General features: G+C 36.7%; 11 protein-coding genes. 7 read left to right on the forward strand and 4 right to left on the reverse strand.

The features are described from left to right. The first annotated feature begins 140 nt into the window (after positions 1-140). A complete protein-coding gene (gene lysS, locus BUB03_RS14000; RefSeq protein WP_073064195.1) occupies positions 141-1838 on the forward strand; it encodes a lysine--tRNA ligase in 1698 nt (565 codons plus the stop codon). Positions 1839-1897: 59 nt separating this feature from the next. Here the strand turns inward: lysS and BUB03_RS14005 are convergent, their stop codons facing one another. Together BUB03_RS14005 and BUB03_RS14010 are read right to left on the reverse strand one after the other, a co-directional pair. Further along, positions 1898-2902 carry a cytochrome d ubiquinol oxidase subunit II gene (locus BUB03_RS14005; protein WP_073064198.1) on the reverse strand — a complete coding sequence of 335 codons (1005 nt, stop codon included), beginning with the start codon at positions 2900-2902 and terminating at the stop codon, positions 1898-1900. Continuing rightward, positions 2899-4242, reverse strand: a complete 1344-nt coding sequence (locus BUB03_RS14010) for a cytochrome ubiquinol oxidase subunit I (protein WP_073064200.1) — start codon at positions 4240-4242, stop codon at positions 2899-2901. The genes BUB03_RS14005 and BUB03_RS14010 overlap by 4 nt, the downstream gene beginning before the upstream one ends. A 229-nt stretch (positions 4243-4471) precedes the next feature. Here BUB03_RS14010 and gyrB point away from each other — a divergent pair, with 229 nt between their 5' ends. From gyrB to BUB03_RS14040, 6 genes are all read left to right on the forward strand, one after another. Continuing rightward, positions 4472-6406: a DNA topoisomerase (ATP-hydrolyzing) subunit B gene (gyrB, locus tag BUB03_RS14015; RefSeq protein ID WP_040996033.1), complete on the forward strand. Its 1935-nt coding sequence runs from the start codon at positions 4472-4474 to the stop codon at positions 6404-6406. Positions 6407-6852: 446 nt separating this feature from the next. Beyond that, positions 6853-8781, forward strand: a complete 1929-nt coding sequence (locus tag BUB03_RS14020; RefSeq protein WP_073064589.1) for a DUF3857 domain-containing protein — start codon at positions 6853-6855, stop codon at positions 8779-8781. Positions 8782-8812: 31 nt separating this feature from the next. Further along, positions 8813-10705, forward strand: a complete 1893-nt coding sequence (locus BUB03_RS14025; protein ID WP_073064202.1) for a DUF3857 domain-containing protein — start codon at positions 8813-8815, stop codon at positions 10703-10705. A 2-nt stretch (positions 10706-10707) separates the two neighbouring features. Then, the gene (locus BUB03_RS14030) at positions 10708-12645 is read left to right on the forward strand and encodes a transglutaminase-like domain-containing protein (RefSeq protein ID WP_073064205.1); all 1938 of its coding nucleotides are present in this window, start codon (positions 10708-10710) and stop codon (positions 12643-12645) included. Positions 12646-12722: 77 nt separating this feature from the next. Further along, entirely contained in the window at positions 12723-13544 is an 822-nt protein-coding gene (locus BUB03_RS14035) for an RsiV family protein (protein ID WP_073064208.1), read from the forward strand. 43 nt (positions 13545-13587) lie between these two features. Continuing rightward, positions 13588-14439: a diacylglycerol/lipid kinase family protein gene (locus BUB03_RS14040; RefSeq protein ID WP_073064592.1), complete on the forward strand. Its 852-nt coding sequence runs from the start codon at positions 13588-13590 to the stop codon at positions 14437-14439. Positions 14440-14450: 11 nt separating this feature from the next. On the opposite strand, the gene BUB03_RS14045 is transcribed toward BUB03_RS14040, so the two are convergent. Both BUB03_RS14045 and BUB03_RS14050 read right to left on the reverse strand, forming a co-directional pair. Then, positions 14451-14909, reverse strand: a complete 459-nt coding sequence (locus BUB03_RS14045) for an SAM-dependent methyltransferase (RefSeq protein ID WP_073064211.1) — start codon at positions 14907-14909, stop codon at positions 14451-14453. Between the two features lie 32 nt (positions 14910-14941). Further along, complete coding sequence (locus BUB03_RS14050) at positions 14942-16222, reverse strand: dicarboxylate/amino acid:cation symporter (protein ID WP_040996043.1); 1281 nt, start codon at positions 16220-16222, stop codon at positions 14942-14944. Between the last annotated feature and the right edge of the window lie 212 nt (positions 16223-16434).

Raw genomic sequence — 16434 nt, forward strand, 5'->3', positions numbered from 1 at the left:
AATTATCAGTTGTCAATCTAAATCTGCACAGGAAAATTCGCTGTGAAGCAGTTTCACCATTGACCATTCACAATTAAAAAAATCATCATTGACAACTCACCAAAAATGCCTAAATTTGTACGCTTTTAGAAAAATAAGAAATGCAATTATCAGAACAAGAAATCATTAGAAGAGAAAAGCTGAACAAGCTTACTGAAATGGGAATTAATGCATTCCCTGCGGAGGAGTATACGATTACAGATACTACAGAATCTATAAAACAGGATTTTTCTGAGAATAAACAGGTGAAGATCGCTGGTAGATTAATGTCCCGCAGAATTCAGGGGAAGGCTTCTTTTGCTGAATTGCAGGACTCTAAAGGTAAGATCCAGGTTTATTTCAACAGGGATGAGATCTGTCCGGGTGAAGATAAGGAATTGTATAACGAAGTATACAAGCATCTTTTGGATATCGGTGATATTATCGGTATTGAAGGAACTTTATTCACCACTCAGGTAGGTGAAATGACTATTTTGGTTAAGAACTTTACCCTTCTTACCAAAGCTTTACGTCCGCTTCCTCAGGCTAAAACTGATGAAAATGGAGTAGTGCACGACGGATTTACAGATCCTGAGCTCAGATACAGACAGCGTTATGTAGATTTAACGGTTAATCCGCAGGTGAAAGAGATTTTTGTAAAGAGAACAAAAATGTTCAGTGCAATGAGAACTTTCTTTAACGATGCCGGATATTTTGAGGTAGAAACTCCTATTTTACAGTCAATTCCTGGTGGAGCAGCAGCAAAACCTTTCATTACCCATCATAATGCTTTAGATATTCCATTATATTTAAGAATTGCCAACGAATTATACCTGAAAAGGCTGATCGTAGGTGGTTTTGACGGTGTTTATGAGTTCTCTAAAAACTTCAGAAATGAAGGGATGGACAGAACCCATAACCCGGAATTTACAGCCATGGAGATCTATGTAGCTTACAAAGATTACAACTGGATGATGGATTTCACGGAAAAACTTCTGGAATTCTGTGCTACACAGGTTAACGGAAGCCCGGAATCTACTTTCGGAGAGCATACCATCAACTGGAAAGCGCCTTATCCAAGAGTTTCCATGACGGAAGCAATCCAAAAATATACAGGTTTCGATATCACCGGGAAAACTGAACAGGAATTGTTTGATTTTGCCAAATCTATCGGAATTGAGGTGAATGAAACTATGGGTAAAGGAAAACTGATTGATGAAATCTTTGGTGAAAAATGTGAAGGAAACTTCATTCAGCCGACTTTCATTACAGATTACCCGATTGAAATGTCTCCACTGACTAAGAAACACAGAAGCAAAGAAGGCTTAACGGAGCGTTTTGAACTAATGGTTTGCGGAAAAGAAATCGCAAACGCTTATTCAGAGCTTAATGACCCAATCGATCAGAGAGAACGTTTTGAATCCCAAATGGCCTTATCAGAAAGAGGAGACGATGAAGCAATGTTTATCGATCAGGACTTCTTAAGAGCACTGGAATACGGTATGCCGCCAACTTCCGGATTAGGAATCGGTATGGACAGACTGATTATGTTCTTAACTAATAATGCGTCTATCCAGGAAGTATTATTCTTCCCTCAGATGAGACCTGAGAAAGCAGCCCCACAGATTGAATTGGGTGAAGACGAAAAAGTAATTCTTGAAATCCTTAATTCCCAGGAAGAGGCGATGTCTTTGGCTGAAGTAAAAGAGAGAAGTCAGCTATCCGGTAAAAAGTGGGATAAAGCATCTAAAACCTTGACTAAAAATAATCTGGTGAAAGTGGAGAAGATTGATGAGAATCTTTTGATGAAGTTAGCATAACTTTACTGTTATATCAAATAAAAAAAAGACTACTTTTGGGTAGTCTTTTTTATTTGAATTTACTTTCTCTGCCTGCTAAATGAAGCCATCAGATAAAATAAGAACGGAAGAATAAACACAGATCCTAATACCAATGCCCATCCCAAAGCCGATATCGTTTTCGGAGGAGCCATATGTTCCAGTAATGAAAGGTGCTGTCCGTTTCCAAGAAGTATAATATCCGGATTATGCTGATAAGTTGCTGCCACAAGAATCATCACCATCTGGAAACCTGCCAGTGCGCGGACGGGAAGCAGTTTTCTTTGATTCATAGCCCGAAGGATAAGAAGAAGAGCAATTGTAGCAAAAGATATGGCCATAATTCCTAACGGCTTTGAAAATACCCACATCAAAAGAGGAATATCCGAAATGTAAGCTGTTAAAAATACCAATATCCCGGTAATTACAACAAAAACCATTGTTTGTTTAGATTTTTTGATCATTAACGTAAGATCGGCTTTATCACGGGTTTCTCTTAAAGAAAATATGGATGCCAGATAAGCACAAAGTGCTACGGTAAAAAGCCCTACCGAAACCCCAAACCAGTTCAGCCAGCTGAAAATATATAAGTCTAAGAATCCAACTGCATCAGGATTGATAGAGTGCGAAACAGTTGCAGCTGCAATCAGACCCAGGAAAAATGGAGTCAAAAGGCTTGCGTAATAAAAAATCTGGGTGTATAAACCCTGCCAGTTATCTTTCACAGCATCGTAATGTCTGAATGTAAAGGCCGTCCCCCTTGCAATAATCCCCAAAAGCATAAGAACCAAAGGAATATGAAGGTAAGTTGACATCGTTGTATAAATATCAGGAAAGCCCACAAAAAGAATCACAATGGCGATGATAAGCCACATATGATTGGCTTCCCAAACCGGGGCGATGGATTCATACATAATCTCTTTTGTCTTGTGACGGGCCTTTTTATGAGTAAAAAGCTCCACAATTCCGGCTCCGAAATCAGCACCGCCCAAAATAATATAAAGACAGATGGAAAGCCATAAAAAACCTATAACAACGTAGATCATGATTTTTTGTTTTTATCGTTAAACTGAGCGTCTGTAGGATCATAAAGTTTCGGTACCATCTGGATCTGTCTTCTCAGAAGAAAGATAATAATCAATGATAATGATACGAAAATAGCTGTGAAGAAATAGAAAGAATACTGTATGCCCGGCATCGGTGTTACCGCATCTGCCGTTCTCATGATTCCATAGATGATCCAGGGTTGTCTTCCCACCTCGGTAACCGTCCATCCCGCTTCCAGAGCGATATATCCGAAAGGAGTGGCGATTAAAAATGTTTTTAAAAGCCAGTTTTTGGTCAGCCATTCCTTTTTGAAGAAAAAAGAGTAAAGGTATACAGCTCCAATACAGATCATCACAACTCCGAAGAAAATCATGATCTGGAAAGCGTAATGAACAACAGCTACAGGGGGCCATTCATCACGCGGAAAGTCTTTCAAACCTTTAACCTCGGAATTAAAGTCATTACTTACCAGAAAGCTTAATACTTTAGGGATTTTAACAGCATATTTTACTTCACCTTTTTCCTCATCAGGAATTCCTCCGAGTACGAAGGAAGCACCCTTTTCAGTTTCAAAATGCGCTTCCATTGCGGCCAGTTTAATGGGTTGTCTCTCTGCAACGGACTTTGCTGCTATATCACCGCTTAAAGGTGCCCCAAACGCTCCGATTAAAGCAAATCCGGCAGCAATCCTGAACGCTTTTGTATGAAATTCTACATTCTTTCCTTTCATAATTAAAAAAGCATGAACTCCGGCTACTGCAAATCCTGTTGCACAGAATGCCGCTACCGTCATATGGAGGGCCTGTGGAAACCATGCATCATTAAACATGGCCTTAATAGGATCTATATTTATATACTGTCCATTGATATAATCAAAGCCTGCAGGCGAATTCATCCAGGCGTTGGCAGCAACCACAAGGATTCCTGATGCCAGTCCGCTTAGACCTACTAAAAATCCACAGAACCAGTGGAACCATTTATTAAATTTTTCCCAGCCATATAAAAAGAATCCAATGGCAATAGCTTCAATAAAAAATGCTGTTCCTTCAAGAGAAAACGGCATTCCGAAGATCGGTCCGGCGTGTTTCATAAACCCCGGCCATAAAAGACCAAGCTCAAAGGAAAGCATGGTTCCGGACACGGCCCCGGTGGCAAAAAGAATGGCAACTCCTTTGCTCCAGGCTTTTGTAAGCCCTTTGTATACTTCATTACCGGTCTTCAGGTATTTCCAGTGGGCGAAAGCCATAAGAAAAGGCATTACCATTCCCACGCATGCAAAAATGATATGAAAACCCAGCGAGAGAGCCATCTGCGCGCGGGCTGCAATAAAATCATCCATATGATCAACTTTTGAGTATTAAATTTAAGAATAAATTAGGTATGTATAATATGATTTAATACAGCTGATGTTTGGGAAATAGATGATAACTTTAAACTTTTTTAAGCAAAATCATGCCCTAGGTTTTCATAAAAACTCCACTATTTTTTGACATATTTTAACTTTCATAAGTCGAAAAAAATCACGATATTTGTGGGTCTTTGCATTTGGCAGGATTTTAATAATTTATATGAGTCAGAAACAATATACAGCTAGTAGTATTCAGGCATTGGAAGGAATGGAGCACGTACGTATGCGTCCTTCAATGTACATTGGTGATGTGGGAGTAAGAGGTCTCCATCATTTGGTTTATGAAGTAGTAGATAACTCTATTGATGAAGCGTTGGCAGGATACTGCGACACCATCTTCGTCAGCATTAAAGAAGGAAACGGAATCGAAGTTAGTGATAACGGTAGAGGTATTCCGGTGGACTTCCATGAAAAAGAGCAAAAATCCGCCCTTGAGGTTGTAATGACGAAAATCGGGGCTGGAGGTAAATTTGATAAAGATTCTTACAAAGTTTCCGGAGGTCTTCACGGAGTTGGGGTTTCGTGTGTAAATGCACTTTCCAATGAAATGATCACTACTGTTTACAGAGACGGAAATGTGTATCAGCAAATATATTCCAGAGGAAAAGCACAAACAGGAGTTGAAGAAATTGGTCACAGTGACAAAAGAGGAACAAAACAGTTCTTCCAGCCTGATGATACTATCTTTACAGAACTGATTTACAATTATGATACTTTAGCAAGCCGTTTAAGAGAGCTTTCTTACCTTAATAAAGGGATTACCATTACGCTTACCGATGAAAGAGAAACGCTGGAAGACGGATCTTTCAAAACAGAAGTTTTCCATTCCGAAGGAGGTTTAAAGGAGTTCGTTGCCCATATTGACGGAAACCGTGAATCTATTATGGAGAATGTAATCTTCATGGAAGGGGAAAGAGATGATATTCCTGTAGAAGTGGCGATGCGCTATAATACTTCATTCAGCGAAAACCTTCACTCTTATGTTAATAACATCAATACTCATGAAGGAGGTACCCACCTTGCCGGTTTCAGACGTGCTTTAACGAGAACGTTGAAGAAATATGCCGATGATCTGGGAATTCCACAGAAAGAAAAAGTTGAAATTACCGGTGACGACTTCCGTGAAGGACTTACTGCTGTAATTTCTGTAAAAGTAATGGAGCCTCAGTTTGAAGGGCAGACCAAAACAAAACTAGGAAACTCCGAAGTTTCGGGTGCTGTAGATAAAATTGTAGGGGAAATGCTTACGAATTTCCTGGAAGAAAACCCTAATGAGGCGAAAATTATCGTTCAGAAAGTGGTTTTGGCCGCAAAAGCCAGGCAGGCAGCGAAAAAAGCCCGTGAAATGGTTCAGAGAAAATCACCGATGGGTGGTTCCGGACTTCCAGGGAAATTATCTGACTGTTCATCCAAAGATCCGGCAGAATCTGAACTGTTCCTGGTAGAGGGAGATTCCGCGGGTGGAACAGCTAAACAAGGTAGAGACAGACATTTTCAGGCCATTTTACCTTTAAGAGGTAAGATTTTGAATGTTGAAAAATCAATGCTTCATAAAGTATATGATAATGAGGAGATCAAGAATATCTATACAGCTCTTGGGGTTTCTGTAGGAACAGAAGAAGACAGCAAAGCATTGAATATGGCCAAGTTAAGATATCATAAAATAGTTATCATGACCGATGCCGATATCGATGGATCCCACATTTCTACTTTGATTCTTACATTCTTCTTCAGATTTATGAAGGAACTTATTGAGAACGGATATATTTATATTGCTCAGCCGCCTTTATATTTATTGAAAAAAGGAAATAAAAAGACATATGCCTATAACGAGAAAGAGCGTGAAGAGTTTACTCTGGAAATGGCTCCGGACGGAAAAGGGGTAGAAGTACAGCGTTATAAAGGTCTTGGAGAAATGAACCCTGAACAGCTTTGGGAAACTACTCTTAATCCTGAACACAGGATTTTAAAACAGGTAACCATTGATAATGCAGTAGAAGCCGACAGTATTTTTTCAATGCTGATGGGTGATGAAGTGCCACCAAGAAGAGAATTCATCGAAAAAAATGCAAAATATGCCAAAATTGATGCATAATCGCTCTTAAAAAAATAAGCAAAAAGACTCCAGAAATGGAGTCTTTTTTTGTTCCCAATATAAAGTTGATCTGTCAAAAATGATTATTTTAAAATCTGATATCCTTGTTTGGAGATATAAAATGCTTAACCTGTAAATTTAAATTGTTGGTTTACAGTCTTATGAGTTGTATTTTAATTAATATTAAAATAAAAATTTAACATTTATTAAGATTTTGTTATTTTTGCTCAATTTTAATAACCATGATGAAAATTTTTATAAGAACTGTAACTGCAATTTTTATATCCTGCAAAAAGATTATAGTATTTATTCTTGATGATAAACTTTTTATTAAAGTATAATATCAAGGTCAATAAAAGATTTTCGATCAGAGAATATTGTATGTGTTAATCTTACTTTCAACATTTATTATCCCCAATTAATAACAACAAATGATAAAAAATATTATGGCAACTCGTTATAAATACCTTATCGCAATTTGCGGTTTAGCCTTTAATTTATTTTTTGGACAACACAAATTTCTTTCCCCGCCGGCCTTTAATGAAGATGATCTAAGGAAAACTAGTTCGCAGATAGAGAAGAATGCACCGGCGGAAATCCTTTATAATTCTGTAAGGTATAGTTTTCTGCCTGATAATACTATAGAAAAAGAATATTATTCCAAGATCAAAATATATGATAAAAAGAATGCAGAACAGTGGTTGAATATAGAGATTCCCCTGTTTTTTGAAGACAGGCTGGATAAATATGATGTAAAAATATATAATCTTGCAAATAACAAGGTAGAAAAGATATCAATTGATAAAAAAGAACAGCTTAAAGAAAATTTTACAAAAGGGCTGAAAATTTATAAACTCGCTGTACCAAATGTTCTGGACGGGTCCATCATTGAATATAAATATAAAGTGGTAACCAGTAATGCTGCAAATCTTACCTATTTTCTTGAATATGATATACCTGTAGTTTATCAGGAATATAACTTAGAATATCCGGATGAGCGTATTGTTTATCATTTTAACAATACCGGAAATATTATTAATCCCAAATACTCTGTTTCTAGTACAGAAGACCGGTTAGGTGCATTATACAATATATTCCGTTTCGGTTATGAAAATATGAAACCTCTCCAGAAGGAGAAATTTGTAAAGGAAATGGATCGTTATCGGGGGAAAATAAAACCGCAGCTAAAAAAATACAAAGGAAATTATTTCATTTATTCTGAGGTGAAAGATTGGAACGAAGTAGCATTACGGCTTGATAATAATGATGATTTCGGTGGTTTCTTAAAAGGTGATATCGGGGATATACTCCCAGATAAGATAAGAGGCAGTTATAACTCTTTAGAAAAAGCAAATAAAATTTTCAGTTTTGTAAAAGAAAATTATAAGTGGAATAGGAAAGATGCTATTTTAACTTCGCAAAGCCTCAGACAGCTTCTTAAAACAAAATCAGGAAACAGTGCAGAAATTAATCTTTTCCTGATCAAGCTTTTAAGAAGCGTAGGAATAGAAGCTAATCCTTTGCTGATCTCTACAGTAGATAATGGAATATTAAATATCGTATCTCCCAGTCTTGGAAATTTGAATACTGTACTGGCATCAGTAAAAATCGATGGACAGGTCTATTTTTATGATGCAACATCATTTAGTTCAAAAGCAAATATTCTTCCGCAAAGAGATTGGAATGATTTCGGAATACTGATAGAAAAAAATAAGGGAACAAGTTTCTCCTATTCTAATACAGATGTCAGCAAGAAAGAACAGGTGATTAAAGCAAATCTTGATGTGGAAAACTCTCTTGTAAAAGGAACATTTCTGCAGAGAGACAATGGAATGTATGCTATAGAATCCTATGATGAATTTGATATTAATAAAGATAAATATAATCAATCTTTTACTACCGGGTATAATGCAGATATTAAAGAAGTGGAATCAAAACTCCTTGAGAATGGTGATTTTGAATCGCGCATGCAATTTTCAGGAAATACTTTAATGGATATTGTAGGAAGCAAAGTAATTATCAACCCAATTTTATTTCTGAATAAGAAGAATGAACCATTCGATCAGACTGATGAAAGGAAATTTCAGATCGATTTTATTTCTGCCTTTGAAAAAGAAAAGAAAATTGAGTTGGAAATACCACAAGGCTATAAGGTTTCAAGTCTTCCGAAAGGGAAAAAAATTTCAACTGATGACAAGGAAATATCTTATGAGTATAAAGTTGAGACTTCAGGTAATAAATTGATAGTTACGTCAAAAGTGAATATTGCAAGTCAGAATTATCCTAAAGAATATTATCCTTTCTTTAAACAGATATGGAAAGTAATATCCGATTCTGAAAACCAGGTAATTACTTTAGAAAAAAATAATAATTAAAAACCAATAACCAATCCTACAATACATCGCAATGATAAAAATATTATTTTTGGGAGCTTTATCTACGGCTTCTGTATATTTCGCACAAACCTATCCGGTTTCCGCTATTCCGGAAAACTTAAAGAAAAATGCAAATGTTGTTATCAGAAAAGACATTACAACCGTTCAGATCAATAAGATTGATGAAATTAAATACCAGTATAATACGGTAACTACTGTTTTAAATAAAGACGGAGATTCTAAAGCCCAGATTTATATTCCTTATCAAAAAGGAGATAATATATCAGATGTTAAAGTGACTATTTATGATGAATCGGGGAAAAAAGTAAAAAGCTTTTCAAAGTCTGATTTCGGAGATTTTGCCAATAATAATCAGGGAGTTTTTTATTCAGACAGCAGAGTTTTGGCTTTACCCTATACTTCGGCCTATTATCCTTACACAATAGATTTCTCTTATCAGATTACAGATGAAAACACCATTTTCATCCCTAGTTTTGTGCCATTTTCAGCACCCAATACATCTTTGGAAGAAGCTCAGTACAAAATAATCAATAAATCAGGAATCGATCTTAAGACCAAAACTTATCCATCAAAATACAATTATGCTGAAGTTACTGCAGTTGATAATGGTAATGAAAAAACGTATTCTTATAAAAATGTCCCGGCCATTGACGATATTCAGATGCTGCCTCAACCGGTGAAAATTTTACCAAAGGTAAGTTTTGCTTTAACAAAGTTCAATCTGGAAGGAAAACAGGGAACCTTAAACAGCTGGACCGATTTCGGAACCTGGTATTATGCTAACCTTGTAGAACCTGTTTCTGCGTCTACTCCAGCCATTAAGGCCGAGGTAGCTGCACTGAAATTAGAAGGCTCAACAGAAGAAAAAGTAAAAAAACTTTACCAGTATATGCAGTCGAAAACCAGATATATATTTGTAGGGTTGGGTATTGGAGGCTGGCTTCCGATGCTTCCCGATGAAGTTCAGAAAAAAGGATACGGCGACTGTAAAGGGCTTACCAATTATATGAAAACTTTATTGAACGAAGCCGGTATTCCATCTCATTATTGTGTGATCAATTCCAGCTCATCGCAGGTTTCTTTTGATCCCGATTTTCCATCTATGGGAGGAAACCATGCTATTCTTATGGTGCCTACAGAAAAAGGGAATATCTGGTTGGAAAATACCTCACAGCAGATTGCTTATAATCATTTAAGTTACAGCACTACAGACAGAAACGTTCTAGCTGTAACTAAAAAAGGGATTGACCTTATCAATACTCCATCATATCCTGCGGAGCAGAATAAAGAAAAGCAAATTCTTAAAGTTAATATTACGGAAGATAACAGTATAAACGGAGAAATTCAGTTTGCTTATACCGGCAGTCAATACGATAATAATTTGGTATATACTTATTTATCACCAAAAGAAAGAATTGATGCTCTAAAAAAGAGTTTTGATGTGCTTAACTTTGAAAAGGTTGAAATGAAAGACCTTATTAATGATAAAGACAATGCGGTCATAAAATTCAATGTAGATTTTAAAGCAAATAATTATTCCAAAACCGCCGGGACTAATTTACTTTTCAGAGCTGTACCTATTTTTAGCAATAATTTCTATAAATCTGACGAGAACAGAGAGCTTCCGTTTGAAATAGGGCAGTCTTTCCAGGATGAGTACGAAATTGATTATGTCCTTCCTAAAAATTATAAAATAGATGAGGTTCCCGAAAATGTTACCATTAATTCCGAATTCGGAACCTATAAGCTTACTCTTGTAAAAAACGGTGAATCACTGAAAGTAACACGGTTTATTAAAATTAACAAAGGGATATTTCCAAAAGAAAAATACAATGACTATGTAAGTTTCAGAAAGAAAACCCTGAATATGGATAACTCTAAAATACTACTGACTAAAATTTAACCATGAAAAAAATACTATTAACTGCCTTCTGTTTCGGAATTATAATTTCTGTAAACGGCCAGAAGCATGAGTTTCTGGATCCTCCTAAATTTGACAATGCGGATCTGTCTAAAACAAAATCTACATTGGATGAAAACGCACCTGCAGAAATTTTATACAAATCGGTACACTTTAATGTAGATCCTGCTACAGGAACTCTTAGAAAAAATGTTTTTTACAGAGTAAAGATCTATAATAAAGATAAAGCAGAAGACTGGTTGAATCTCGAGATTCCGTTATATAGAAATTCCAGTAATGACGAAGAAACTTTAAGCAAAGTAAAAGCTTTCGTTTATAATCTCGAAAATGGAACTGCGGTACCTACTAAAGTAGATAAAAGCTCAAAATATAAAAGTAAAGAAAGTAAATATACAACCATAACCAAGTTTGCTTTCCCTAATGTGAAAAATGGTTCTGTAATAGAATATCAGTACGAAGTTTTATCTCCGTTTCTATACTCGGTCCCCCAAATTCTGATAGAATCGGATGCGCCTTCTCTTTACACGGAATATGTTCTGGACAGTCCTTCACATATATCCTATAATGTGAATTATACAGGTTCTCTTGGTCCAAAGTACAGAGTAGTAGAAGAAAAAACGATGTATGGAATGCCGTTTAAAACCTATAGATTCGGATACGAAAACCTGAAAGGATTCAAAACTGAGAAATTTGTTAAAAACGATAGAAATTTCCGTACGAAAATAAGTGCCGAGCTTCATTCCACTAATTTCGGACAGTTGAAAATGTACTCCTCTTCCTGGGAAGAAATCAAGGATAAGCTCTATAAAGATGAAGATTTTGGGGAAGAACTGAAAAAAACAAAGCTTGCTAAAGAAAAGGTAACCTCTGTTATTTCAGGCTTAAATTCCGATGCTGAAAAAGCCGATGCTATTTTTAATTATGTGAAAAATACATTTACCTGGAACAAGGACCGCGGGATTTATACAGAAGACGGAATAAAAAAACTTTTAGAAACCAAAACAGGAAATGCAGCGGAAATTAATCTTTTCCTTGTCATGATGTTTAGGGAAGCTGGATTGAAAGCTGATCCACTTGTTATTTCCACAGTGGACAACGGTTTGATTAACCTGGTTTCTCCCAGTATAGTCGGGATGAATTTTGTGATTGCAGTCGTAAAAATGAAAGATGGCTTCATGATGTATGATGCCACTTCAAAACAGGCATCTGTGAATAACCTTCCGCCAAGAGACTGGAACCAGTATGGTGTTTTAATAGCTAAAGAAAAGGCTTCTCTGATGGAAATGGGAAATACCACCACCAGCTACAATTATCTCACTACAGAAGCGAAGATTAATGAAGACGGCAGTATTTCAGGAACCTATTCCGATAAAGATACCGGTTCATATGCCATGTTTGTTAAAGAAAGCTACGATGAGAATGCCGAAAAATATAAGAAGCAGTACAAAGAAAATTTTTCAATAGACTTTACAGGAATTGAATCGAAAATACTGGATAACGGAGATTTTGAAAGTACTATGAAATTCTCTTCAGACAACCTTATCGATAAAGTAGGGAAGAAAATGATCATCAATCCGATGTTGTTTTTAAGCAAAAATTCCAATGAATTTGACCAGGCTGAAGAAAGAAAATATCCGATCGACTTTATTTCTTCATTTACTAAAGTGAAGAAAGTAACCCTGGAAATACCGGAAGGTTATGTAATAGAAGCAATGCCTAAAAGTAAAAGGATCGTTACAGAAGATAAAGAAATTGAATACAGCTATATAGCCGAACAGAAAGGGAACAAGCTTGAAATCATTTCTACCACAAAAATCGCCAGCCCGGATTATCCTAAAGAATATTATCCTGCATTCAAGCAGATCTGGGAGACTGCCTCAAAAAGTGAAAATCAGGTGATAAGCCTTGTCAAAAAATCATAAAAAACAATTCTTTCAGAATAATTTTGCAAAACCATTCATTTTTGAATGGTTTTTGCATTAGGATAGGAAAAATAATTATGAAAAATACCATTGCCGTTCTGGCTGTTTCTTCACTTCTTGCGTTTTCAGCCTGTAAAAAAACAGAAAATACAGCCGTAGCCGATAAAACAGAAGCTTCTCAGCCGGAAAAATTTACTGTAGACTCTGTGAAAGTAAGCGATTCATCGAAAATTGCGGATTCACTTACGGTAAGCTTTACCTCCAAACTGCTCGTTTTTCCGGCTTTGAAAGACAGAAAGCTGTTGGACAGTATTTATTTCCAGAATAAAGGCATCAAGGATTTTTCTAAAAATGGACTTCAGGCTTATCTGGAAAGCGATAAGAATAAGTATTTCAAATCTGTAAAAAACGACAGCAAAGACTGGATTTCAGGCTCCTATGCACAGGATTGGTATACCAATTCTCATATGAATCTGGTTTCCAATGAAAATGATTATATGCACATAAGCTATCTTTGGAGCTCTTATGAAGGAGGTGCCCACGATAATTACGGGTTTTCAGAAAGAGTATTTGATCTTAAAAAGAATAAAAAATTAGAGCTTAAAGACATTACTTCAATGCCTAAAGCTAAGCTTGAAAGTATTTTGATGAAGAATATCAATACAATTCACAGTGGGACAAGTGACAATGAAGGGGATGTGAAAAATTCAGATATGCTGCTGGTAGAAGTGATTCCTGCTACAGATAATTTCTATTTTGATCAGAAAAACCTCTATTTCCACTACAGTCCCTATGAAATTACAGCTTTTGCTGCCGGAGATATTGTAATTCCGGTGTCATGGGAAGAATTGAAAGGAACTCTTAATACAGAATTTAAAGAAAGAATGAAAATAAAGTAAATTAATGCTTCCTGATGTGGAAGCATTTTTTATTTTTGCGGTAATGGAAAGAACAGCTTTTATCATTAATCCCTTTTCGGCCAAAAAAAATTATCAGCCGTTTCTTGACGAGCTCAAAAAAAAAGTGGGCAATCCTTTATATTATGTCTCCGAATCTATTCCGGGGACAGATGATTTTATCAGGGAAAATTTTGACAATGTTGATATCTTTGTCGCCATCGGAGGAGATGGAACCATCTCTACGGTAGCAAGAAATCTTATCAATACAGATAAAATTCTGGCCATCTTTCCGGCTGGATCAGGGAATGGATTTTCCAATGAGACCAAATTCAGCAAAAATCTGGATGAACTTTTAAACAAGATTAAAGCTAAAGCCTCCAGAAAGATTGATACCTTTACCGTTAACGGCAGATTATCTATCAACGTTTCAGGAACAGGATTTGACGGAAAAGTTGTTAAAGAATTCGAAAAAACCACCCGCGGATTCAAAAATTACATCAAAGTATCTCTGAAGACGTTTTTTAATTACAAACCTATCAAGGTGAAATTCCTTGATGAAGCCTATCAGCAGTACAACGGCCGGTATCTGATGCTTAATATCGCCAATACGCGCCAGTTTGGTAACAATGCTTACATTGCCCCGAATGCCAGTAAAAGTGACGGATTGGTCGATATGGTGCTGGTAAAAAAATTTCCGCTGACCTATTCAGCACTTTTCGCTTTCAGAATGTTTACTAAAAGGCTGAAAGATGATGAGTACGTAACCTATCTTCCCGTTTCGGAAATTTCATTTAAAGTAAATACCAAAAACTGGCATCTTGATGGTGAGTTTAATAAAATAAAATCACCGGTTCATGTAAAAGTACAGCCGGCAAGTTTAAATATTTTAATATAGTTTTCTGCGGACTATTTCCAGTAGTTTTTCATAAGATCCGCCACCCATTCAGGCTGTTTGATCCCTGTTTTAGGCTGGAATTCCTTGAATACAGGTTTAATATCAAGTACCGGAGTTCCGTCAATAGCATCGAGAAACTTTACTTTGATGGTTCTGCCATTGTGTTCCAGTAATTCTACCGTTGCAAGTCCTATGGTGTTCGGTCTGTCTTTTTTACGCTGCCCGAAAATACCTGTTATCGGATAGTTTACATTTCCTCTCGGATGACCTGAAAAAACGACATCCTCATTTTTTACCTTGTCAAAATAATAAATGATTTCCAGATGAGAAAAGCTTGAAATACTGTTAAATGCTTCCGTAGGAATATGGTCTGCCAGTTCAATTTCTGCAATGATGGTTTCCCAGTTGTCATCAATGGGTTCCGTCCTGGAATTTTTTACTGTTGCTACAGGTTGAAGTTTTATTTCCATTTATGTTTTGATTATAAGTGTTTTTATTGATTTTAAATTTCCAGTTTTTTCTCTATTTCAGTCGGATGATCAAGACAGTACTGAAGCTGGGTCTTATCCAGCTGTTTTTCCCAGTTGGCAACTACTACTGTTGCTACAGAATTTCCAATAACATTTGTCAGTGCTCTGCATTCACTCATAAATTTATCAATTCCTAGGATCAAAGTCATTCCTGCAATGGGAATTTCCGGAACTACGGCTAAAGTTGCCGCCAGAGTAACAAATCCTGCTCCTGTAACTCCCGCAGCACCTTTTGAGCTGAGCATAGCTACCAAAAGCAGCATTAATTGTTTTTCCAGCGGAAGATGAATATTCAGGGCCTGAGCGATAAAAAGAGAAGCCAGCGTCATATAAATATTAGTTCCATCCAGGTTAAAAGAATATCCTGTAGGAACTACAAGACCTACAATAGCTCTTGAGCAGCCTGCTTTTTCCAGTTTTTCCATAATCCCCGGAAGTGCCGATTCAGAAGAGCTGGTTCCTAAAACCAACAGCAGTTCTTCTTTCAGGTAAAACATCAGCTTAAAAATATTGAACCCGTTATACCAGGCTACGGCACCCAAAACCAATACGACAAAAAGAATAGAAGTAATATAAAATGTTCCCACTAGATATATAAGATTCAGTACCGAATGAAGACCATATTTTCCAATGGTGAATGCCATGGCGCCAAAAGCTCCGATCGGGGCCAGCTTCATCAGCAGGTGGACAATTTTGAAAACCGGAGTCGATAAATCCTGTAAAAAATCCGTTACTTTCTGGCTTTTCTCTTTGGTCAAAACCAGTGCAACACCCATTAAAATGGCAACAAGCAATACCTGAAGTATGTTTTCACCAACCAGCGGGCTAAAAAGAGTGTCAGGAATAATATTCATGATAAAACCGGTCAGCGTAGTATCGTGGGCTTTTTGCTGGTACTGCGAAACATCTCCGGACAGGGTAGCAGGATCAACGTTTAAACCGTGTCCCGGTTGTAAAAGGTTTCCGACAATCAGTCCGATGATCAGCGCTAAGGTTGAAAAGGTAAAGAAATAGATCATAGCTTTTACGGCAATCCGTCCGACTTTTTTAAGGTCAGTCATGTGCGCGATTCCAAGTGTTAAAGTGATGAATATCACTGGGGCTATAATCATTTTCACCAGCTTGATGAACCCATCACCCAGTGGTTTCATTTTTTCGCCCAGTTCAGGATAAAATCTGCCTAAAAGTATACCTGCTGCTATAGCAATAATGACTTGAAAATAAAGCTGTTGATGAATTTGTTTCGCTTTCAAAGGATTCTTTTTATTTTGGATGCGGAAAATTAAGAATTTTTATCTTAAACATGACAAAAGTCAGTTGAAATAATCCCGGGAGTTTTTTTGAAGGAAAAGAGTAAAGCTGAAGCTTGAAATTCTGAAAGGTTATATAAAAAATGCTTCGACTCCGCTCAGCATGACATCTCTAATAAGTAAGTCTAGAGTTTGTAAACTGTCATGCTGGGCGG

The sequence above is a fragment of the Chryseobacterium oranimense genome, assembly GCF_900129755.1.
Taxonomy (GTDB): Bacteria; Bacteroidota; Bacteroidia; order Flavobacteriales; family Weeksellaceae; genus Chryseobacterium; species Chryseobacterium oranimense.

What these genes read in the sequence shown, in the direction of transcription:
- lysS (WP_073064195.1), top strand. Translation starts at nt 141, where the DNA reads ATGCAATTATCAGAACAAGAAATCATTAGAAGAGAAAAGCTGAACAAG.
- BUB03_RS14005 (WP_073064198.1), bottom strand. Translation starts at nt 2,902, where the DNA reads ATGATCTACGTTGTTATAGGTTTTTTATGGCTTTCCATCTGTCTTTAT.
- BUB03_RS14010 (WP_073064200.1), bottom strand. Translation starts at nt 4,242, where the DNA reads ATGGATGATTTTATTGCAGCCCGCGCGCAGATGGCTCTCTCGCTGGGT.
- gyrB (WP_040996033.1), top strand. Translation starts at nt 4,472, where the DNA reads ATGAGTCAGAAACAATATACAGCTAGTAGTATTCAGGCATTGGAAGGA.
- BUB03_RS14020 (WP_073064589.1), top strand. Translation starts at nt 6,853, where the DNA reads ATGGCAACTCGTTATAAATACCTTATCGCAATTTGCGGTTTAGCCTTT.
- BUB03_RS14025 (WP_073064202.1), top strand. Translation starts at nt 8,813, where the DNA reads ATGATAAAAATATTATTTTTGGGAGCTTTATCTACGGCTTCTGTATAT.
- BUB03_RS14030 (WP_073064205.1), top strand. Translation starts at nt 10,708, where the DNA reads ATGAAAAAAATACTATTAACTGCCTTCTGTTTCGGAATTATAATTTCT.
- BUB03_RS14035 (WP_073064208.1), top strand. Translation starts at nt 12,723, where the DNA reads ATGAAAAATACCATTGCCGTTCTGGCTGTTTCTTCACTTCTTGCGTTT.
- BUB03_RS14040 (WP_073064592.1), top strand. Translation starts at nt 13,588, where the DNA reads ATGGAAAGAACAGCTTTTATCATTAATCCCTTTTCGGCCAAAAAAAAT.
- BUB03_RS14045 (WP_073064211.1), bottom strand. Translation starts at nt 14,909, where the DNA reads ATGGAAATAAAACTTCAACCTGTAGCAACAGTAAAAAATTCCAGGACG.